General features: G+C 69.5%; 15 protein-coding genes. 7 read left to right on the top strand and 8 right to left on the bottom strand.

The window, feature by feature from the left end; all coding sequences use genetic code 11:
* The first annotated feature begins 62 nt into the window (after positions 1-62).
* From AC1MEY_RS17040 to AC1MEY_RS17070, 7 genes are all read left to right on the top strand, one after another.
* Complete coding sequence (locus AC1MEY_RS17040) at positions 63-1,703, top strand: acyclic terpene utilization AtuA family protein (RefSeq protein ID WP_480231529.1); 1,641 nt, start codon at positions 63-65, stop codon at positions 1,701-1,703.
* On the top strand, positions 1,700-2,866 hold the full coding sequence (locus AC1MEY_RS17045; RefSeq protein ID WP_480226635.1) for an acyl-CoA dehydrogenase family protein: 1,167 nt from the start codon (positions 1,700-1,702) through the stop codon (positions 2,864-2,866). The genes AC1MEY_RS17040 and AC1MEY_RS17045 overlap by 4 nt, the downstream gene beginning before the upstream one ends.
* Positions 2,867-2,894: 28 nt before the next feature.
* Positions 2,895-4,490, top strand: a complete 1,596-nt coding sequence (locus AC1MEY_RS17050; protein WP_480226636.1) for an acyl-CoA carboxylase subunit beta — start codon at positions 2,895-2,897, stop codon at positions 4,488-4,490.
* A 10-nt stretch (positions 4,491-4,500) separates the two neighbouring features.
* Positions 4,501-6,489, top strand: a complete 1,989-nt coding sequence (locus AC1MEY_RS17055) for an acetyl/propionyl/methylcrotonyl-CoA carboxylase subunit alpha (protein WP_480226637.1) — start codon at positions 4,501-4,503, stop codon at positions 6,487-6,489.
* A complete protein-coding gene (locus AC1MEY_RS17060) occupies positions 6,486-7,643 on the top strand; it encodes an acyl-CoA dehydrogenase family protein (RefSeq protein WP_480226638.1) in 1,158 nt (385 codons plus the stop codon). The genes AC1MEY_RS17055 and AC1MEY_RS17060 overlap by 4 nt, the downstream gene beginning before the upstream one ends.
* Entirely contained in the window at positions 7,643-8,464 is an 822-nt protein-coding gene (locus AC1MEY_RS17065) for an enoyl-CoA hydratase family protein (RefSeq protein ID WP_480226639.1), read from the top strand. The genes AC1MEY_RS17060 and AC1MEY_RS17065 overlap by 1 nt, the downstream gene beginning before the upstream one ends.
* Before the next feature lie 121 nt (positions 8,465-8,585).
* A complete protein-coding gene (locus tag AC1MEY_RS17070) occupies positions 8,586-9,164 on the top strand; it encodes a DUF1707 SHOCT-like domain-containing protein (RefSeq protein ID WP_480226640.1) in 579 nt (192 codons plus the stop codon).
* Positions 9,165-9,248: 84 nt separating this feature from the next.
* Here AC1MEY_RS17070 and AC1MEY_RS17075 read toward each other — a convergent pair whose 3' ends face one another.
* From AC1MEY_RS17075 to AC1MEY_RS17110, 8 genes are all read right to left on the bottom strand, one after another.
* Complete coding sequence (locus tag AC1MEY_RS17075; RefSeq protein ID WP_480226641.1) at positions 9,249-10,862, bottom strand: hypothetical protein; 1,614 nt, start codon at positions 10,860-10,862, stop codon at positions 9,249-9,251.
* A gap of 592 nt (positions 10,863-11,454) precedes the next feature.
* Positions 11,455-13,080: a hypothetical protein gene (locus tag AC1MEY_RS17080; protein WP_480226642.1), complete on the bottom strand. Its 1,626-nt coding sequence runs from the start codon at positions 13,078-13,080 to the stop codon at positions 11,455-11,457.
* A 423-nt stretch (positions 13,081-13,503) separates the two neighbouring features.
* On the bottom strand, positions 13,504-15,477 hold the full coding sequence (locus AC1MEY_RS17085) for a vWA domain-containing protein (RefSeq protein ID WP_480226643.1): 1,974 nt from the start codon (positions 15,475-15,477) through the stop codon (positions 13,504-13,506).
* Positions 15,470-16,846 carry a sigma 54-interacting transcriptional regulator gene (locus AC1MEY_RS17090; RefSeq protein ID WP_480231530.1) on the bottom strand — a complete coding sequence of 459 codons (1,377 nt, stop codon included), beginning with the start codon at positions 16,844-16,846 and terminating at the stop codon, positions 15,470-15,472. The genes AC1MEY_RS17085 and AC1MEY_RS17090 overlap by 8 nt, the downstream gene beginning before the upstream one ends.
* A gap of 144 nt (positions 16,847-16,990) precedes the next feature.
* Positions 16,991-18,565 carry a bifunctional phosphoribosylaminoimidazolecarboxamide formyltransferase/IMP cyclohydrolase gene (gene purH / locus AC1MEY_RS17095; protein ID WP_480226644.1) on the bottom strand — a complete coding sequence of 525 codons (1,575 nt, stop codon included), beginning with the start codon at positions 18,563-18,565 and terminating at the stop codon, positions 16,991-16,993.
* A complete protein-coding gene (gene purN, locus AC1MEY_RS17100; RefSeq protein WP_480226645.1) occupies positions 18,562-19,191 on the bottom strand; it encodes a phosphoribosylglycinamide formyltransferase in 630 nt (209 codons plus the stop codon). The genes purH and purN overlap by 4 nt, the downstream gene beginning before the upstream one ends.
* A gap of 10 nt (positions 19,192-19,201) precedes the next feature.
* Positions 19,202-20,656 carry a cell division protein PerM gene (locus AC1MEY_RS17105; protein ID WP_480226646.1) on the bottom strand — a complete coding sequence of 485 codons (1,455 nt, stop codon included), beginning with the start codon at positions 20,654-20,656 and terminating at the stop codon, positions 19,202-19,204.
* 61 nt (positions 20,657-20,717) lie between these two features.
* Positions 20,718-21,653, bottom strand: coding sequence for a DUF5336 domain-containing protein (locus AC1MEY_RS17110; protein WP_480226647.1), 936 nt, complete (start codon positions 21,651-21,653; stop codon positions 20,718-20,720).
* Positions 21,654-21,717: the final 64 nt, after the last annotated feature.

Below are 21,717 nucleotides of genomic sequence, written 5' to 3' on the forward strand. Positions count from 1 at the left end.
CCAGTGCGGGCCCGGTACGGATAGGCAACTGCTCGGGTTTCTACGGCGACCGTCACGCGGCAATGCGCGAGATGATCACCGGCGGTGACCTCGACTACGTCACCGGCGACTACCTCGCCGAGCTGACCATGCTCATCCTGGCCCGCGATCGCGCGAAGTCCCCGGAACGCGGCTACGCGAAGACCTTCCTCACCCAGCTCGAGGAGTCACTAGGCCTCGCGCTCGAGCGCGGGGTCAAGATCGTCGCCAACGCCGGCGGCCTCAACCCGGCCGGGCTGGCGACGGCGGTGCGCGCGCTGGCCGACCGGCTCGGCCTCGCGGTGAACGTGGCCCACGTCGAGGGCGACGACCTGATCGGCCGCGCCGACGAACTGGGCTTCGGGTCGGTGCTCTCCGCCAACGCGTATCTCGGTGCGTGGGGGATCGTCGACTGCCTACAGTCCGGCGCCGACGTCGTGGTGACCGGCCGCGTCACCGACGCCTCGGTGATCGTCGGGCCCGCCGCGGCGCACTTCGGCTGGACCCGCACCGACTACGACGCACTCGCCGGTGCGGTCGCCGCGGGCCACGTCATCGAGTGCGGCACGCAGGCCACCGGCGGCAACTTCGCGTTCTTCACCGAGGTCCCCGACCTGATGCACGCCGGCTTCCCGATCGCCGAGATCGAGGCGGACGGCTCGTCGGTGATCACCAAGCTTCCCGGCACCGGCGGACTGGTCAGCGCCGACACCGTCACCGCCCAGCTGCTCTACGAGATCGCCGGGCCCCGGTACGCCAACCCCGACGTCACGCTGCGCATCGACACCGCGACGCTGACCGCCGACGGGCCCGACCGGGTCCGCATCGGCGGTGTCCGGGGCGAGGCTCCCCCGCCGACGCTCAAGGTGTCGCTCAACACCGTGGGCGGCTTCCGCAACGCGATGACGTTCGTGCTGACCGGCCTGGACATCGAGGCGAAGGCCGACCTGGTGCGTCGCCAGCTCGAGGCCAACCTGACGGTGTCGCCCGCCGAGGTCGAGTGGACGCTCGCCCGCACCGACCATCCAGACGCCGACACCGAGGAGGCCGCCAGCGCGCTCCTGCGCTGCGTGGTCCGCGACCCGGACCCGGCCAAGGTCGGACGCCACTTCTCCTCGGCCGCAGTCGAACTCGCACTCGCCAGCTACCCCGGTTTCACCACCACCGCGCCCCCGGGCGAGGGACAGGTCTACGGCCTGTTCACCCCCGGGTACGTGGACGCCACCGAGGTTCCGCACGTCGCCGTGCACGCCGACGGCGAACGCGTCGACATCCCGTCGGCCACCGACACCCGCGTGCTCGAGCCGGTCGACCCACCGCCGCTGCCCGAGCCGCCGCGGGGTGGCGCCACCCGACGGCTGCCGCTGGGCACCATCGCGGGCGCGCGCAGCGGCGACAAGGGCGGCGACGCGAACGTCGGCGTCTGGGTGCGTACGGAGCCGCAGTGGCAGTGGCTGGCGCACACGCTGACGGTCGACGTGCTGCGCGAACTCCTGCCCGAGACGGCCGATCTGGTGATCACCAGGCACCTGCTCCCCAATCTGCGCGCCGTGAACTTCGTCGTCGAGGGCATCCTCGGCCGCGGCGTCGCGCACCAGGCGCGCTTCGACCCGCAGGCCAAGGGGCTCGGCGAATGGTTGCGCTCGAGACACGTCGACATCCCGGAAGGACTGTTGGAGCAATGAGTACGAACATCTGGACCACACCCGAGCGCGAGGCGCTGCGAAAGACGGTGCGCACCTTCGCCGAACGCGAGATCCTGCCGAACGTCGACGCGTGGGAGAAGGTCGGCGAGCTGCCGCGCGACCTCCACCTCGCAGCGGGTGAGGCGGGCCTGCTGGGCGCCAACCATCCCGAGGAGGTCGGCGGTGGCGGCGGAGACGGCGCCGACGCCGTGGTGATCTGCGAGGAGCTGCACCAGGCCGGGGTCCCCGGCGGCGTCTTCGCGTCGCTGTTCACCTGCGGCATCGCGCTGCCGCACATGATCGAGTCCGGCGACGAGCGGCTGATCGAGACCTACGTCCGGCCGACGCTGCGCGGCGAGAAGATCGGTTCACTGGCCATCACCGAGCCGGGCGGCGGGTCCGACGTCGGACACCTGACCACCCGCGCCGACAGGCGCAGCGGCCCCGCTGGAGATGAGTACGTCCTCAACGGCGCGAAGACGTACATCACCTCGGGCGTGCGGGCCGACTTCGTGGTCACCGCGGCGCGCACCGGCGGGCCGGGTGCGGCGGGCGTCTCGTTGATCGTCGTCGACAAGGGCACACCGGGATTCGAGGTCACCCGAAAGCTGGAGAAGATGGGCTGGCGCTCGTCGGACACCGCGGAGCTGTCCTACACCGACGTCCGCGTCCCGGTCGAAAACCTGATCGGCGTCGAGAACAGCGGGTTCCTGCAGATCGCCACCGCGTTCGTGTCCGAGCGCGTCGGCCTGGCCGCGCAGGCCTACGCCAGCGCGCAACGCTGCCTGGACATCACCGTGCAGTGGTGTCGTGACCGCGAGACCTTCGGGCGGCCGCTCATCTCCCGCCAGTCGGTGCAGAACACCCTCGCCGAGATGGCCCGCCGCATCGACGTCGCCCGCGTCTACACCCACGCGCTGGTCGAACGTCAGCTCGCGGGCGACCTGAACCTGATCACCGAGGTCTGCTTCGCCAAGAACACGGCCGTCGAGGCCGGCGAGTGGGTGGCGAACGCGGCCGTCCAGTTGTTCGGCGGCATGGGCTACATGGCGGAGGCCGAGATCGAGCGGCAGTACCGCGACATGCGCATCATCGGCATCGGCGGCGGCACCACCGAGATCATGACCGCGCTGGCGGCGAAGACGCTGGGATACCAGGGATGACGGGCACCACGAGCGGAGCGGATCGCCGATGACACAGCTGACCTCGACGCTCGACGTCCGCTCCGCCGGGTACGGCGCCGCGGCCGAGGCGATGTCGGGCAAGCTCGCCGAGTTGGAGGCCGAGCACGACAAGGCCCTCCTGGGCGGCGGCGCCAAGTACGTCGACCGCCACCACGCCCGCGGCAAGCTCACCGCCCGCGAGCGCATCGAGGTGCTGCTCGACCCCGACTCGCCGTTCCTGGAACTCAGCCCGCTGGCGGCGTGGGGCACCGACTTCACCGTCGGCGCCAGCGTCGTCATCGGCATCGGCGTCGTCGAGGGCGTCGAGTGCCTGGTGGTGTCCAACGACCCCACCGTCAAGGGCGGCACCAGCAACCCGTGGACGCTCAAGAAGATTTTGCGCGCCAACCAGATCGCGCTGGAGAACCGGCTTCCGGTGATCTCACTCGTCGAGTCGGGCGGCGCGGACCTGCCCACGCAGAAGGAGATCTTCATTCCGGGTGGTCGCATGTTCCGCGACCTCACCCGGCTGTCCGCGGCGGGCATCCCGACCATCGCGTTGGTGTTCGGCAACTCGACCGCAGGCGGCGCCTACATCCCGGGCATGTCCGACCACGTCGTGATGATCAAGGAACGCTCCAAGGTGTTCCTCGCCGGACCGCCACTGGTCAAGATGGCCACCGGCGAGGAGTCCGACGACGAATCCCTGGGCGGCGCCGAGATGCACGCGCGCACCTCGGGTCTCGGCGACTACTTCGCCGTCGACGAGCTCGACGCCATCCGCATCGGTCGACGCATCGTGGCGCGGCTGAACTGGCGCAAACACGGCCCCACGCCGGGACCGGTCACGCCGCCACGGTTCGACGAGCAGGAGCTGCTCGGCATCGTCTCCGCAGATCTGCGCATCCCGTTCGACCCGCGCGACGTGATCGCCCGCGTCGTCGACGGTTCGGACTTCGACGAGTTCAAGCCGATGTACGGCGGGTCGCTGGTCACCGGGTGGGCGACGCTGCACGGCCATCCGATCGGCATCCTCGCCAACGCCCGCGGCGTGCTGTTCAGCGAGGAGAGCCAGAAGGCCACGCAGTTCATCCAGCTGGCCAACCGCTCGAACACCCCACTGCTGTTCCTGCACAACACGACCGGCTACATGGTGGGCCGCAAGTACGAGGAAGGCGGCATGATCAAGCACGGCTCGATGATGATCAACGCCGTCTCGAACTCGACCGTGCCGCACATCTCGCTGCTGATCGGCGCCTCCTACGGCGCGGGCCACTACGGCATGTGCGGACGCGCCTTCGATCCCCGCTTCCTGTTCGCCTGGCCGAACTCCAAGTCCGCGGTGATGGGTGGCACGCAGTTGGCGGGCGTGCTGTCGATCGTCAGCCGCGCGGCCGCCGAAGCGCGTGGGCAGGTGGTCGACGAGGACGCCGACGCCGCTCTACGCGCCGCCGTCGAGGCGCAGATCGAAGCCGAGTCGCTGCCGATGTTCCTGTCCGGCAGGCTCTACGACGACGGCGTCATCGACCCCCGCGACACCCGCACGGTCCTGGGAATCTGCCTGTCCGCCATCGCCAATGGCGCAGTAGAGGGGACGTCGAACTTCGGCGTCTTCCGGATGTGAGGGTAGAGAGATGATCACCAGAGTCCTGGTCGCCAACCGCGGGGAGATCGCCCGCCGGGTGTTCGCCACGTGCCGCCGCCTCGGCATCGGCACCGCAGCCGTCTACACCGATCCCGACGCCGCGAGCCCGCACGTGGCCGAGGCCGACGTCCGCGTCCGGCTCGAAGGCCGCAACGGCTACCTCGATCCGGCGCAGGTGATCGCCGCCGCGGAGACCGCCGGCGCCGACGCCATTCACCCCGGGTACGGGTTCCTCTCGGAGAACGCTGACTTCGCCGCCGCCGTGCAGGACGCCGGACTGACCTGGATCGGTCCGCCGGTCCCGGCCGTCCGCGCGATGGGCTCGAAGATCGAAGCCAAGAAGATGATGTCGGCGGCCGGCGTCCCGGTGCTGGCCGAACTCGACCCGGCCACCGTCACCGACGCCCAGCTGCCCGTGCTGATCAAGGCATCGGCCGGCGGCGGTGGCCGCGGCATGCGCGTCGTGCGCGATCTGGCCGCACTGCCGACAGAAGTGGAGGCCGCGCAACGCGAGGCGCAGTCCGCATTCGGCGACCCGACGGTGTTCTGCGAGCGGTACCTCGCGACCGGGCACCACGTCGAGGTGCAGGTGATGGCCGACGTCCACGGCACCGTCTGGGCCGTCGGCGAGCGCGAGTGCTCCATCCAGCGCCGCCACCAGAAGATCGTCGAGGAGGCGCCGTCCCCGCTCGTCGAGCGCATCCCGGGAATGCGGGAGAAGCTCTTCGAGGCGGCGGAACTCGCCGCCCGTGCGATCGACTACACCGGGGCGGGCACCGTCGAGTTCATGGCCGACGACGCCGGTGACTTCTTCTTCCTGGAGATGAACACCCGCCTGCAGGTCGAGCACCCCGTCACCGAGGAGACCACCGGACTCGACCTCGTCGAACTCCAGTTGCTCGTCGCCGACGGCGGCCGACTCGACCCCGAACCCCCGGCCACTCGGGGACATTCGATCGAGGTGCGCCTCTACGCGGAGGATCCGGCCAAGAACTGGCAGCCGCAGGCCGGGCCCGTCCATCGCTTCGACGTCCCCTCGGCGCGCACCGCGTTCACCACCCTGGAGGGCGTGGGCGTGCGTCTCGACACCGGCGTCGTCGACGGGTCGGAGGTGTCGATCTTCTACGACCCCATGCTGGCGAAGGTGATCTCCTACGCACCCACGCGGGCGCAGGCGGCCGGTGTGCTCGCCGACGCGCTGGTCCGTACCCGCCTGCACGGCATCACCACCAACCGTGACCTGCTCGTGAACGTGCTCCGGCATCCCGCCTTCCTCGACGGTGCCACCGACACCGCCTTCTTCGAGACGCACGGCCTGGCCCACCTGGCCGAGCCGTCCGCGGGGTCCGAGGTGCCACGACTGTCCGCGGTGGCCGCCGCGCTCGCCGATGCCGCCCACAACCGTTCTGCCGCAACGACGCTGCGCGACGTGCCGAGCGGCTGGCGGAACCTAGCCTCCGGCTACCAGACCAAGTGCTACGTCGACGGTGGCGGATCCGAGCACGAGGTGCGCTACCGGTTCACCCGCGGCCGGCTCGACCTGCCCGACGACGACGGCATCGTCCTGGTGTCGTCGGCGCCCGACCGCGTCGTGCTGTCGTCGGGCGGCGCCGAGCGTAGCTTCGACGTCTCGACCTACGGCGACCTCGTGTTCGTCGACAGTCCGCTGGGCAGCACGAGGCTCGTCGCCCAGCCACGCTTCGGCGATCCGGACGCCGCGGTGGCGCACGGTTCGCTGCTGGCGCCGATGCCCGGCTCGGTGATCCGCGTGGCCGCCGCGATCGGCGACCGGGTCACGGCGGGCCAGCCGCTGATCTGGTTGGAAGCCATGAAGATGGAGCACACCATCGCCGCACCCACCGACGGCGTGCTCACCGAACTCAACGTCGAGCCCGGCCGGCAGGTCGACGTCGGCCTGGTCATGGCCCGAGTGGTCGCCCCCGAAGATTCCGAGAAACCCCAAGGAGAGTCACAGTGAGCTTCATCGAGACCGACGAGCAGAAGGAACTGCGCAAGGCCGTCGCCCAGTTCTCGGCCAACTACGGTGAGAAGTACTACCTCGAGAAGGCCCGTGCCGGCGAGCACACCACCGAACTGTGGGAAGAGGCAGGCAAACTCGGCTTCATCGGCGTCAACCTCCCCGAGGAGTACGGCGGTGGCGGCGCAGGCATGTATGAGCTGTCGCTGGTGATGGAGGAGATGTCGGCGGGCGGGTGCGCGCTGCTGCTGATGGTGGTCTCCCCCGCCATCAACGGAACGATCATCAGCAAGTTCGGCACCGAGGAGCAGAAGCAGCGCTGGATCCCGGGCATCGCCGACGGGTCCATCACGATGGCCTTCGCCATCACCGAGCCCGACGCCGGCTCGAACTCGCACCGGATCACCACGACCGCCCGCAAGGACGGCAGCGACTGGGTGCTGTCCGGGCAGAAGGTATACATCTCCGGCGTCGACCAGGCGCAGGCGATCCTGGTCGTCGGCCGCACCGAGGAGGCGAAGACCGGGAACCTCAAGCCGGCGCTCTTCATCGTGCCGACCGATGCTCCCGGACTGTCGTGGACCAAGATCGACATGGAGATCGTCAGCCCGGAGAACCAGTTCCAGCTGTTCCTCGACGACGTCCGGCTGCCCGCCGACGCGCTGGTGGGGTCCGAGGACGCCGCGATCGCGCAGCTGTTCGCCGGACTCAACCCGGAGCGCATCATGGGTGCGGCCAGCGCGGTCGGCATGGGCCGCTTCGCGATCAACAAGGCCACCGAGTACGTCAAGACGCGGCAGGTGTGGAAGACGCCGATCGGCGCGCACCAGGGCATCTCACATCCGTTGGCGCAGAACCACATCGAGGTCGAGCTGGCGAAGCTGATGATGCAGAAGGCCGCCAGCCTCTACGACCTCGGGGACGACGGCGGCGCCGCCGAGGCGGCGAACATGGCCAAGTACGCGGCGGGCGAGGCGTCGGTGCGCGCCGTCGACCAGGCGGTGCAGTCGCTCGGCGGCAACGGACTGACCAAGGAGTACGGCATCGCGTCGGTGCTGGTGGCCTCACGCCTGGCACGCATCGCACCGGTCAGCCGGGAGATGATCCTCAACTTCGTCGCGCAGACGTCGCTGGGCCTCCCCCGGTCGTACTGATGGCCGATCCAATCCCCGAGTCGCTCCGCTCCAGCCCGCCGGATCCCACCCCCGCGACGCTCGTCCGGTACTCCGTCGATGCCGGCGTCGCCCGGCTCGTCCTCGACTCACCGCACAACCGCAACGCACTCTCGACCGTGCTGGTGCGTCAGTTGCACGAGGGGCTGTCGAGCGCGGCCGCCGATCCGGCGGTGCGATGCGTCGTCCTCGGGCACGAGGGCGGCACGTTCTGCGCGGGGGCGGACCTCGGTGAGGCGGCCGGACGCGACCCCGGCGAGCTGGCCGTGTCGCGGGCCCGGGAGATGGCGCAGACGCTCCGGGCCATCCTGGAGCTGCCGGTGCCGGTGATCGCCGCCGTCGACGGGCATGTCCGGGCGGGCGGTCTCGGGCTGATCGGGGCGTGCGACGTCGTCGTCGCCGGCCCGGCGAGCACCTTCGCCCTGACCGAGGCACGCATCGGCGTCGCGCCGTCGATCATCTCGCTGACCCTGCTGCCGAAGATGACGGCCCGCGCGGCGGGACGCTACTTCGTCACCGGCGAGAAGTTCGGTGCCGCCGAGGCCGCGGCGATAGGTCTCGTGACCGTCGCTGCCGACCACGTGGCGGGCACCGTCGCGGCGTTGGCCGCCGACGTGGCCAAGGGCTCACCGCAGGGCCTGGCCGCGTCGAAGGCGCTGACCACCGCGGCGATCCTGGAGTCGTTCGACCGACATGCCGACGACCTCGCCGAGCAGTCGGCCCGGCTGTTCGTGTCCGACGAGGCCCGCGAGGGCATGCTCGCGTTCCTCGAGAAGCGGCCCGCGGCGTGGGCTCCGAACTGATCGCGGAAGGCCCGGTCGACGTTTGGTGACCTGCCGTGATGGCAACGCTGAACGGATGAGTTCCATCAGGGATTCGACCATCCCCTTGCATGCGCCCGGGTTCGTCGTAGGCTCGTCGGTGATGAGCACTCCAGCGGCGGGCAACGAGTCGAAGAGTGCTGTCGACGACGACCGCATCCAGGCCGCTCAGTTGCTCACCGAGGCCGCCGCGCAGGGCCAGCTGCAGATGCCCGAGTTCGAGGAACGCCTCACCAAGGTCTACGCGGCCAAGACGCGGGGCGAGCTGGAGCGCCTCAGCGCAGATCTGCCCGTCGCGTTCTCGGCGGCGCGCAGCTCCTCCCCGGGTCAACCTGCCCCGTCCACGCTGTTGCTGGCGATCATGAGCGGCTTCGAGCGGCGCGGCCGGTGGAACGTACCCAAGCGGCTGACGTCGTTCACATTGTTCGGCGGCGGCGTCATCGATCTGCGCTACGCCGACTTCACGTCACCCGACGTCGAGATCCACTCGTACTCGATCTTCGGCGGACAGACCATCCTGCTGCCGCCCGAGGTCAACGTCGACGTGCACGGGGTCGGCGTCATGGGTGCCTTCGATCAGGTCGGCGAAGCGGGCTCCCCCGGCGCGCCGCACGTCACCATCCGCGGCTTCTCGCTATGGGGAAGCGTCGGCATCAAGCGCAAGAAGCGCAAGGCGCCCTAGACCCCGCGCCGAAACACGGACCTCTCGACAAGCGGCGGCCCCTCCCGATCCGGGAGGGGCCGCTGCCTGTTCGTGGTGTGAGGGCTACTGGCCTGCGCCATCACCGGTGGCGCCACCCGCGCCGCCCGTGTCGGCTCCGCCGCCGGGGGACGTGTCGCCCGCGGCCGGCTTGCCCGCGTTCGCGATGCCGTTGACGACCGCCTGCGCGATGTCACCGAAGATGCCCCAGGTGCCCTCGCCCGGCTTCCCGCCGCCACCGCCGCCGGGGATGATGATCTCCGGCTCGAACTTGTTGCCGCTCTTCAGCGTGTCGGCCTCCTCGTCCTCGGCCTCGTCCTTGACCTTCGTCGACGACGTGGGCTTCGTGGGTGCGGGCTCGGGCGCGGCGACGGGCTCGGGCGCCTTGACGACGACGGGCTCCGCCGCGGGCTTCGGCGTCACGACCTCGGGTGCCGCGGGCGCCTCCACCTCGGGGCTGTCGACCTCGACGGCGACGGGCGCGGCCTCGGGCACTTCGACCTTCGGCGCCTCGGCCTTGGTCTCGATCTTCGTTTCGATCTTGGACTCGGTGGGCGAGGCCAGCGGTGCCGCCGGCTTCTCGACCTTCGGGACGACAGTCTCGCCGACTTCCGGCGCGGAGGTCTCCGGCTCGGTCTCGACCGCCGCGAGGCGCGAGTATGCGGTCAGCGCGACGCGGTCGCCCTCGCCGCCTTCCTCATCGTCGGGATCCTCGGGCTCCACAGGCGCCGGCCCGACGAGCAGGTAGCGCACGACGCCGGAGATGCCGTTGTCGAAGAACTCGTTGACCAGATCGAAGCCGGCGGTGCCCTCACCACCGGTACGCGCTAGAAGCTGCGTTCGGGCGACCTCGCTGACTCCGCCCGAAAAGAAGTCGTTGATGAACCGCTGCTGACCTGCATCACCGGTGCGGGACAACAGCTGCGTCTGCACGACCTGCGAGATGCCGCCGTTGTAGAAGTCGTTGATGAACTGTTGCTGACCGGGATCGGCGGTCGCGCCGAGCAGAGACGTATAGGTCAATCCGCTGACGCCGAACAGCGCTGGGTTCGACGAGACGCCGGTGTTGACGCCGGCCGGCGTGACGTCGCCGTACTGGTTGTTGATGTTGAAGAAGGTGCTCAGACCGGGTGTCGACGTGGTCGCCGGGTTGGTGAAGTCGCCACCGAGCTGGCGGTAGGCGACCTGCGTGGCACCGCCGATGAAGAAGTCACTGAGGAATTGCTGCTGGGAGGGGTCCTGCAGCAGCGTGCCGAGGACCAGCAGGGCGACGCCCGCGGCGCCGTCGTTGAAGAAGGTGTTGATCAGCGCGTTGCCGATGACGTCGTTCGGGTTGGCGGTCAGCAGCGCCTGGATGATCGGGGTGACGCCGCCGGTGAAGTAGAGGTCGACCAGCGGGTTCTTCCCTGACTGCTCGGCAAGGATCTGGTACAGCACGCCGGTCGCGCCGAAGGTGCCCGGGTTGTCGGTGTCGACGGACGTGACCCCGTTGTAGGGGTCGACGCCGAAGTAGACGTTGATCAGGTCGGTCAGACTGGCCGCGAGCTTGACCTGGGCCTCGGTCTCCATGGCGATCTGCACGTCGTGCGGCTTGAGCGGCGGCGCGAGAGCGGGAGTCACGGCGATCATGCCCGCGGCGGCGAACGCCACACTTGCCTTGACGAATGGGCGAACTGCCATGTGTGACTCCCTATGGGGCTGGTGCACGCGCACCTGTACGGAACCTGAGAAACGACCAAGAGGATCGTAATACGCAAACTCAGATCTTTGCCACGCAGACGACAAAAACACGTCGCCTCTTGTTTCTCTTGAGTGACGAGCCCCGCGCGAAACGTCCACTACCGGTGCACATGGCGCATTGCGGTCGCACCGCCGCCTGCGTTAACAATGGGTAAACGGACTAAATAAGCTGGCCTACTCACTTTGCTAGCAAACACCGACCGAGGCTTCGATCGGTCGACGAATGGCGTCTACCAGCAAATAACGAACTCGCATTCGGCGTGCCACTATCGCGTGAACGGCGCGATCGTTGACGGACCGTACCGAGCACGCGAGGGGACTGCTGGCGAGCCGAGCGCCGCACCGGAGGGCCGGCTCCCCAAAGCGCGTCGACTTACCGCGGATGGTTCTTAGCTGCGGACAGCGGTTCGACGTCGTTCCGATCTCGTCGGGACCGAGCGTGAACGGAGGAGTCCCTTTGCCACCGGTCGCCCACACAGCGAAACGGCGGCCCACCCGAGTGCCGGGTGGACCGCCGTCATCGTCGTCTGCGTCAGCCTGCGGCGCCCGCTCCGTCGCCGCCGGTGCCACCGGTCGCGCCGCCGGCCGGAGCCGCACCGCCACCGTTCAGCGCCTGGCCGATGGAGTTCGCGATGTCGCCGAAGACACCCCAGCTACCCTCGCCACTCTTGGGTCCGTCACCGGTGAGGATGATCGGCTCGACCTCGGCCTTGTTGCCACTCTTCAGCTTCTCCGCCTCTGCCTCTTCCTCCGCCGACTTCTCGCGGATCTTGGAGGTGGGCTTGGCGACCGGCTCGGGCGCCGGTGCGGCGACCGGAGCAGGATCGACGACCGGGGCCGGCTGCACCGCGGGGGCCGACTCGACGACCGCCACCGGGGTGACCGCGGCGGGCTTGTCGGATGCGGGCGCTTCCGGTGCCGGCGCGTCGGCGACCCTGGCAGACCGGGTCTGAGGAGCGGGTGCGGTCAGCGCTTCGACGTTCGACTCCGGCTCAGGGGCGGACGCAGGTTCCGGAGCGAGCGAGCGCGCAGCGAAGAGAGTGGCGGCGTCAGAGTCCCCGCCGCCGTCGCCCTCGCCGCCCTCGTCCGGCGCCTCAGGCTCGATCGGTGCCGGGCCGACCAGCAGGTATCGCACGACACCCGCGACGCCGTTCGCGAAGAATTCGTTGATGATGTTCTGCTGGTTTACATCGTTCGTTCGTGCCAGAAGTTGAGCCAGAACCACTTGAGTAGCGCCGCCTTCGAAGAAATCGTCGATGACGTCGTCTTGCTCTTGCGTGAGATTGTTCGCCGCTCGAGCCTCCTGAAGCCGTTGATAGACGACGCCTGACACCCCGAACAAGCCTGGGTTCGTCGAAACGCCGGTGTTAGTGCCCTCTGGGTTGGCAACGGAGGCCAGCTCCGGGTCAAGGTCGCCGTAGGGATTGTTGATATTGAAAAAAGAGCTGAGATAAGGCGTAGTCGTCGGCAGTGGCGTCGACTTCGGATCAGCCGGATTACTGAGAGTCCTGAAATCTCCACCTAGCTGCCGGTACGCAACCTGAGTTGTGCCTCCGACGAAAAAGTCGTTGACGGTCGTCTTCTGCGCCGGGGTGAGGTCGGATGCCATCAAACGGAGGTACACAACGCCGGCCGTCCCGTAGAACGCCGGGTTGGACGCTTGCTCCCGATTGAAGAAAGCGTCGAGGTAGGCCAGCGACTCGGCGCTGCTCGCACCGCCGCGGAGGTACCTGTAAATGAGTCCGGTCGTGCCCTCGTCGAAGAACACGTTAATGGTGTTGATCGTGTTCGGATCCGCCGTGCCCGACAGCAAGTAGGTGCGGACGACCTCGGCGGCACCCGACAGGAAGAAATCGTCGAGGAACGTCTGATTCGGCGTATAGCCTCCGGCCTGCTCCTTCAACAGCTGGTAGAGCACGCCGGTGGCGCCGAAGGTGCCCGGGATGTCGGTGTTGAACGGGATGCCGTTGTACGGATTAGTGCCGAAGTAGACGTTGATCAGGTCCTTCAGGTCCGCGGCCAGCTTGACGTTCGCACTGGTGGCCTTAGCGACCTGCTCCTCGTGCTCCGTGAGCTGGGGAACGATCGTGGGCGTGAAGGCCATGACGCCCGCTGCAGCGAATGCGATGCCGGCGGTGGCGAGGGGGCGAAATGCCATGTCGTTCTCCTGAGAGGAAACTGAGAAATGCTGAATTGCAATCATCATGCCACAGCCCGGCAAATCTGCACAGGTCAATAGCAAACTAATATCCGGGTGAGTCAAACGCTCCATCAGAGGCGGTCAGCGACCCATCTCCGGGCGATCACGGCGGCGTCGGGTTTGCTATAGCAAAACACGCCCTCAACTGCGGCAAAGCTTCAAGATCAAAGCCATCTGAGCAGGCCGAACAGTCTGGTGTCAAGTCGAGTCGGGCGGCGGCTGACCGTCACGGCGCAGAGCAACACCGCGAATGCACTCAGCGATCTTGATGGTTAATTCACGACGGTAGTCGCGGACCAATGGAATGGTTCGTCAGCCGAATTGGCGCACGAGGTACGTCAATGGCCGACGCACGCCGCTCGGCAACGTCACACCGCTCGTTCAGCGGCGCTTGCGAGACCTCAGGTAGTCGCTGACGACCGCCGCTCCCAGACCATCGAGTTCGGGGTCGACCACACGGCCCTCGACCCGTCGCGCCACCTGGTCGATGAAGCGGGCGAGTCCGGGATCGCTGCCCAGCCGGAAGATCGTCACGTGTGCGCCCATCTTGGCGACCTCGTCGAAGCCGCGGACGGTGTGCGCGATCGTGCGGGGATGTGGCGGGTAGTCGAAGAACACCGACGAGCCCTGCCCGTCGTGATAGTCCTCGAGGTGCGCGGTGGGCTCGCCATCGGTGACCACCAGCACGGTCGGCTGCGCGTTGGGGTGCCGCCGCAGATGGCGGGTCGCCAGCGCCAGCGCGTGGTGCAGGTTGGTGCCCTGCTCGTAGACGCCCTCGAGACCGGTGAGTTCGGCCGCCGAGACGGTGCGCGCGTACCGACCGAACGCGATGATCTCCAGCGCGTCGGAACGGAAGCGGGTGCTCACCAGGTGCTGCAGCGCCAGCGCCGTGCGCTTCATCGGCAGCCACCGGTTCTCCATCACCATCGAGAACGAGGTGTCGACGAGGAGCGCGACCGCCGCCTGCGTCCTGGTCTCGGTCTCGGACACCTCGACGTCGTCGACGGAGATCTTCAGCGGACGCTCCGCGACGCCGGCACCCGACTGGCGGAGCACCGCGTTGGTCAGCGTGCGCGTGACGTTCCACGGCTCGGTGTCACCGAACTGCCACGGCCGCGTCGCGCCCGTGAGTTCGCCCGCCGCGCCGGCCCGACGGGTCTCGCGCTCCCCGTGCCGGCCCGAGAGCTGCTGGGCCACGTCGCGCAGCGCGGCCTGGCCGAGCTGACGCATCGCCTTCGGCGAGAGCCGCCACTGCCCGTCGGCGCCCCGGTCCAGGAAGCCCTGGTTCATCAGGGCCCGTTCGAGTTCGGCGAGGGTGCGCGCGTCCACGGCGGCCTCGTCGCCGAGCTGCCGGGCGAGCATGTCGAGATCGACGTCGTCCATCTGGGCGCCCGCGTAACTCTGCGAGAGCTGGTCGGCCAGCTGCTCGAGTTCGGCGATGTCGGCCATCGCCTGGGCGCCCTCCCCCATGCCCATCGAGTTGTCACCCTTGAACTGCTCGGAACCCGACCAATCCTCGCCCGGGCGCGCGGCCTGCAGGTGCGAGTCGAGCTTGTTGAGCGCGTTCATCAGCGACGGCGATCCGAAGGCCTGCTCCGAGAGCGCATCCAGCTCTGCCCGCTGCTGCTCGGTCAGGCTGTTGCGGAACCGCTGTGCCGCGGCGGACCGCTGGGCCAGCGAGTCGAGCAGCTCGTCGATGTTCTTGGGGTTCTCCGGGAAGTACTCGCCGTGCTTGGCCATGAAGTCGTCGAAGTCCTGCGGCGAGTCCGTGCCCTGGGCGTGCTTGTCCAGCAGTTCGTTCAGATCGTCCAGCATCTCGTTGACGCGCTGGCGGTCCTCGTCGGTGGCGTTCTCCAACGCCTGCTTCATGCCGGCGAAACGCTGATCCAGCATCTCGCGGCCCATCAGATCCTTGATCTGGTCGTACTTCTCGCGGGCTTCCTGGCTGCGCCAGTCGTACTCCGCGAGTTCCTGCACGGCCTTGGCCGGCGACGGCGACAGTGACTCCATCTGCAGTTCGCCGAAGCGGGCGTCGTCGTCGAGTGCCCGCGCCAGTTCCTTGCGCTCGGCCAGCACGGCCTCGTCGAGCAGCTTCTTGATGTCCTGCAGCGTGCCGTCGAGGTTGTTCTTCTGCAGCAGCTTGCGCCGCTTGCTGTTGGCCTCGGCCGCCAGCCGGTCCGCGCCGCGCATCCCGTCGGTGCCGCGCCGCATCAGCTCCTGGAGGGCGCGCCGGGGCGAGCTGCCCTCCATGACGTCCTGCCCGATCTGCTCGAGCGCTTCGCGCAGGTCGACCGGCGGAGCCAGCGGGTCGGGTCCGCCGGTGTAGCGCGAATAGCGCGAGAGCCGTTTAGCCATAGATGGTTTCACCCTCGCCGGAGACCTTGTCGATGCGCTTGGCGAGGTACAGCGCCTCGAGCGCCAACTCGAGGGCCGCGGCGCGCTCGCCGTCGCTCTGGGCGCCCAGCCGGGTGGCGATCTCGTCGACCACCGGCAGACCTGGCACGGCTGCCAGGACGTCCTTCGCCGAGACGCGTTCGCCCGTCGTGACCGGTGCGCCCTCCTCGACGGCCGCCACTAGCGGGCCGACGTCGAGGCCGCCGAGCAGTCGCTGCGCGGTGTCGGCGGTGGCGCGGCGCAGGAGGTGCTCGAGCACGGCCTGCTCACGGCCCTCCTCGCCGGACTCGAACTCCAGCTTGCCGCGCAGCACGTCGACCACGGTCGACAGGTCGACCACGCGGGCCACCGGATCCTGCTCGCCGAGCACCGTCGAGCGGTGGCGCGCTGCGGCGGCGACCGTCTCGGCCGCGGCGATCGCGAATCGGGCGGACACACCGGATCGCTGGTCGATCGACTGCGACTCGCGCAGCGAGCGGGCGAACCGGGCGAGCACCTGGAGCAGGTAGTCCGGCACCGCCGCGGTGAGGTTCGCCTCCTGCGTGATCACGCCGACCTCGGCCTCGAGCTTGAGCGGGTAGTGCGTGCGGATCTCGGCGCCGAAGCGATCCTTGAGCGGCGTGATGATGCGGCCGCGGTTCGTGTAGTCCTCGGGGTTGGCGCTCGCGACGACGAGCACGTCGAGCGGCAGGCGCAGCGTGTAGCCGCGGACCTGGATGTCGCGCTCCTCCATGACGTTGAGCATCGACACCTGGATGCGCTCGGCGAGGTCGGGCAGCTCGTTGATCGCGACGATGCCGCGGTGCGCCCGCGGGATCAGGCCGAACGCGATGGTCTCCGGGTCGCCGAGGCTGCGACCCTCCGCCACCTTGATCGGGTCGATGTCGCCGACGAGGTCGGCCACGCCGGTGTCCGGGGTGGCCAGCTTCTCGGTGTACCGCTCGCTGCGGTGCCGCCAGGAGATCGGCAGGTCGTCGCCGGAGGTGGCGGCGCGGCGGATCGACTCGGGCGTGATCGGCGTAAAGGGGTGCTCGCCGAGTTCGGAACCCTCGATCACCGGGGTCCACTCGTCCAGCAGACCGGTGAGCGCGCGCAGCAGGCGCGTCTTGCCCTGGCCGCGTTCGCCGAGCAGGACGATGTCGTGGCCGGCGATCAGGGCGCGCTCGAGCTGCGGCAGCACGGTGTCCTCGAACCCGAGGATCCCGGGCCAGACATCGCGTCCCTCAGACAGTGCGGCGAGCAGGTTCTCCCGCATCTCGTCCTTCACACCGCGCTCGCGATGGCCGGAGGCGCGCAGTTCGCCGACGGTGCGGGGAAGGTCAGCAGGCAGGGGTGAAGAAGACGTCACGACTCCACGCTACGACTGCTACACCGGCTAAGCATGTCCTCCCCGCTACAAGCGAAATGACGAGTTGGTCAGCGTTACCGGGAATATCGTCGTCTGCGCAGGTCAGGGGGCAATCGAGCCTCGGCCTCAGTGCGCGAAGTGACGCGCGCCGGTCAGGTACAGCGTGATTCCCGCCGCCGCCGCGGCCTCGGTCACGACGTCGTCGCGCATGGAGCCACCGGGATGCACGATGGCGCGCACCCCCGCCGCGGTCAGCGTCTCGAGGCCGTCCGGGAACGGGAAGAAGGCGTCGGACGCCGCAACCGCGCCGGCGACCCGGTCTCCGCCGCGTTCGACCGCGAGGCGTGCCGCGTCGACCCGGTTCACCTGGCCCATGCCGACGCCGACGGTGGCGCCGTCCTTGACGACGACGATCGCGTTGGACTTGACCGCCCGGCAGGCGCGCCACGCGAACTTCAGCTCGGCCAGCAGTTCCGGATCGGCGGGCGTCCCGGTGGCCAGCGTCCAGTTCACCGGGTCGTCGCCCTCGGCGTCGATGGCGTCGCGCTGCTGCACCAGCAGGCCGCCGCTGACCTGACGGAACTCGGTGCCGCCGACCTGCGGCTCGGCGGCCACCAGCACGCGGATGTTCTTCTTGCGCGCGAGGATCTCGACGGCGCCCGGGTCGTAGGCGGGGGCGATGATCACCTCGGTGAAGATGTCGGCGACCGTCTCCGCCATGTCGACGCTGACGGCCGTGTTGGCGGCGATCACGCCACCGAACGCGCTGAGCGGGTCGCACTCGTGCGCCTTGCGGTGCGCGTCGGCCACCGACACCGACGACACGGCGATGCCACACGGGTTCGCGTGCTTGATGATCGCGACGCAGACGTCCTCGTGGTCGAACGCCGCCCGCCAGGCCGCGTCGGCATCGGTGAAGTTGTTGTAGGACATCTCCTTGCCGTGCAGCTGCTGGGCCTGCGCGAGACCGGGCCAGCCGGCGTCGTCGAGGTAGAGCGCGGCCTGCTGGTGCGGGTTCTCGCCGTAGCGGAGCACCGAGCTGCGTCGCCACGTCCCGGCGTACCACTCGGGGAGGGCCTGGGCCGGCTCCTCCGGGGACAGGGTCTCGGCCATCCAGCTCGCGACGGCGACGTCGTACTCGGCGGTGTGCCGGAACGCCAACGACGCCAACCGCTTCCGCTGCGGCAGCGTGAATCCGCCCGACCGGACGGCCGCGAGGACGCCGTCGTAGCCGATCGGCTCGACGACCACCGCGACGCTGGGATGGTTCTTGGCCGCGGCCCGGACCATCGACGGACCGCCAATGTCGATCTGCTCGACGCACTCGTCCACGCCCGCGCCGGACGACACCGTCTCGGTGAACGGGTAGAGGTTCACGACGACGAGTTCGAACGCCTCGACGTCGAGTTCGGCGAGCGCCGCGACGTGCTCGGGCTTGCGGGTGTCGGCGAGCAGGCCGGCGTGCACGCGGGGGTGCAGCGTCTTGACCCGGCCGTCGAGGACCTCGGGGAAGCCCGTGACGTCCTCGACGGGCGTCACCGGAACCCCGCTCGCCGCAATGGTCTTCGCGGTCGAACCGGTCGACACGATCGACACGCCCGCGTCGTGCAGACCCCGAGCCAGCTCGGCGAGACCCGTCTTGTCGTAGACGCTGATCAGTGCCCGCTTGACCGGACGCCGGCCCTCGCTGCCGTCGCTCATCCCAATGCCGCCTTTCGTCCGGTCCAGGTCACTCCACGTGTCGCCATGGCGGCGAGTACGTCCACCAGCAGCCGTCTCTCGACGACCTTGATCCGCTCGTGCAGGCTCGTCTCGTCGTCGTCGTCGAGCACCGCCACCGCCTCCTGGGCCAGGATCGGCCCGGTGTCCACGCCCGAATCGACCAGGTGCACGCTGCATCCCGTGATCCGGACGCCGTAGGACAGTGCGTCGGGCACCGCGTGCGCGCCGGGGAAGGCGGGCAGCAACGCGGGGTGGGTGTTGACGACGCGTCCGAGGAAGCGCGAAAGGAACTGTGGTCCAAGGATCTTCATGAAGCCCGCGGACACCACCAGGTCGGGTGCGTGGTCCGCGGTGGCATCGGCGATCGCGCCGTCCCACGCGGCGCGGTCGGCGTGGTCGGCCAGCCGGGTGGTGTACGCCGGGATGCCCGCCGAGGCGGCGACCTGAAGCGCGCGGCAGTCGCGGTCGGTGCCCACCGCGACCACCCGCGCCGGGTAGTCGTCGACGGCGGCGTCGAGCAGCGACTCGAGCAGTGAGCCGGTGCCCGATGCGAGTACCACGAGCCGTGCCGGTGCACTGGGGGGTACATGAAGCGCGGGCTGCACTCGAAGCAGCCTAATCTGCCGGGCGCCGGTCTTCGCCGTCGGAGGTCGCGGGCCAATCGATCCCGCCATCGTCGTCGGTGATGAAGTGCGCCTCGGGGTCGTCGTCGAGGTCGATCGGCTTGGGCTCGCGCGGTTGCCACGGCTGCGGGGGGACCGGCTCCTCGTCCTCGAGGAGGTCGAGGTCCTCGGGGTCGGGTTCCGGCTCCACCGGCTCGGGTTCGGGCGCCACGTCAACGGACACCGAGGGCGCACCGAGGATGACCGGCCGGGTCTGCGGTTCCGGATCGGCCGGCGGCGCCGCGGCAGCGGTCGGCGCGGGCACCTTCCGCGGCCGTCGCAGTCGCGAGATACCGCCGGTCATGGCGACCGTGAGCCCGCCGATGCCGACGAACCACAGCAGGATCGCCGGGCCGAACGTCGCCTGGTCCACACCCACGTCGCCGAAGTTGCCGAGCCTGCCGCCGCCCGCATGGGCGAGCAGCATCATCACGATGGCGGCCACCACCGATGCGACGAGCAGCTTGGCCGCCGCGGCCGGCAGCGGTTCGGCCCGCCGGGCGCACTGCTGACCGACGGCGACCGCGGACGCCGCGGCGACGATCAGCAACGCCACCCAGATCGGACCGAGCGGTGGCGTGGGCAGGGCGGCCAGGACCGGCACCGGCGGGACGTCGCCGCCGAGCACCGTGAACGAACTGAACGTGGCCAGCCCGACGTGCACGCTCGAGCCCACGGCCACCGCGGCGGTGCCCACGATGACATTCGGGATGTAGAGCGCCGACAGCAGGCTCAGAGAGAACTGACCGAACATCGAGTCGGTGATCGCGAACTGGTCGTGCATGGTGCCCCAGTGCACGACGAGCGAGCCGACGGCGACCACTCCCGACAGGCCGCACAGCGCGAGGACGCCCGTCATCGCCGCACGGATCGACTCGGGCAGCCACGACGGCACCCCGGGCAGCCGCGAGATGCGTCGTTGCATGCGCCGGGCGACACCGATCGCCGCGCCGGCCAGGTGCACCGCGGCCACTCCGCCGAACGCGCGCAGGGCGCTGGGCGTCTGCAATTCGGTCAGCACCGACGAGGCGTCGTGGATGACGGCCAGGGCGATCGCCGCGATCAGCAGCGGACCGCCCAACGCCGACGCGACCACCCACCGCACCACGAACCACGACGTGTTGGGGGCGAGTGCCGCGGCGGTGGTGCGTGCCGTCCCGTAGACCATCAGGAGCATCGGCAGCAGTGGCAGCACGCCGAGTTCGCGGCCGCCGATCGACACCGGCACCTGGTGCACCCCCAGCCACATGCTGGCGATCGCCCCGAAGGCGCCCGTCATGTCGCTGTTGGCGATCAGCAGCTGCAGCAACACGACCGCGGCGATGATCACCAGGGCGACCAGCGACGGCCCGAACGCGACCCTGAGCAGGTCGCGGGCCTGTCGGGTGCCCACGGGCCGGTTGTCCACTAGACGGGTCACTCCTCGCGCAGGCAGGTGCGCACGACGATCTCGCGCGCGCCGCTAGAGACTACGACGGCGGAGGACCGGCTTGCTGCGACGGGGACTGCTGAGTCTGCTGTGTCGGCTGGGCCTGCGAGGGCTGCACCTGGGCCTGCGGCCCGGTGTTCTCGCTGCTGCCGGGAGGCTGCGGCTGGCCGTAGGCGGGGAAGCCGGTCGGCGGGGTCGGGGGACCCTGCTGCGCACCGGACTGCGGGGCCGCGCCGGGGAAGCCGCCGGTGCCCGGGCCGTTGCCGTAGCCGTACTGCGGCGCATAGCCGGGACGCTGCTGCTGCGGCTGGCCCTGGTGCTGGCCGTGCTGACCGTGCTGGCCGGGCTGACCGCCCTGCTGCCCGTAGTACTGCGGGGGTGCGTAGCCGCCGTAGGGCTGGTCGTACTTCGGCTTGGGCTCGGGCGCGGTGATGATGCCGGAGTCGAGGAGCAGGTTCGCGATGGCGGCGGCGGCCTGCAGGAACGCGAGCACGGTGATCGTGATCAGTGCCCATCCCGCGGAGGTGCCGTTCGACGGGCCGACGAGCTGCAGCAGGATCGCGAGGAAGCCGAACACCGAGAGCACGGCCACGATCGCGTGGCGGGGCTTCTGCCGCGGGAGTGCGCCGACGCCCGCGACCAGTGCGCCCAGCAGGACGGCGATGAACGCGGTGCCGCCACCCGAGGTCAGGATGGCGCCGCCGGTCAGCGTCTGCGTCGGGAGGTTGAGGGCTTCCTGCGGGATGCCGGGGAACTCGCCGATCGCGCTCGACAGGTCGATGACGAAGATCGGGCCGTAGCTGACCAGGTACGCGGCGAGCCCGAGGACGGCGATGCCGATGCTCAGGTACATCGGTAGCTTGGTCGCGCCGGACTGCCCCTGCTCGGGCTGCTTCGCGAACTGCTGTGTGGGCGCGGCGAACTGGGTAGTCGGCGCGGCGGGCTGGTAGCCGGGGTTACCGGACGGGTAGCTCATGACCTCTCCTGTGCTCCTCGAATGCTCACCCACGCTAGCGCACCCGCCCGCCGGTTCCACGACC

Source organism: Mycobacterium sp. PTI7 (assembly GCF_056679845.1).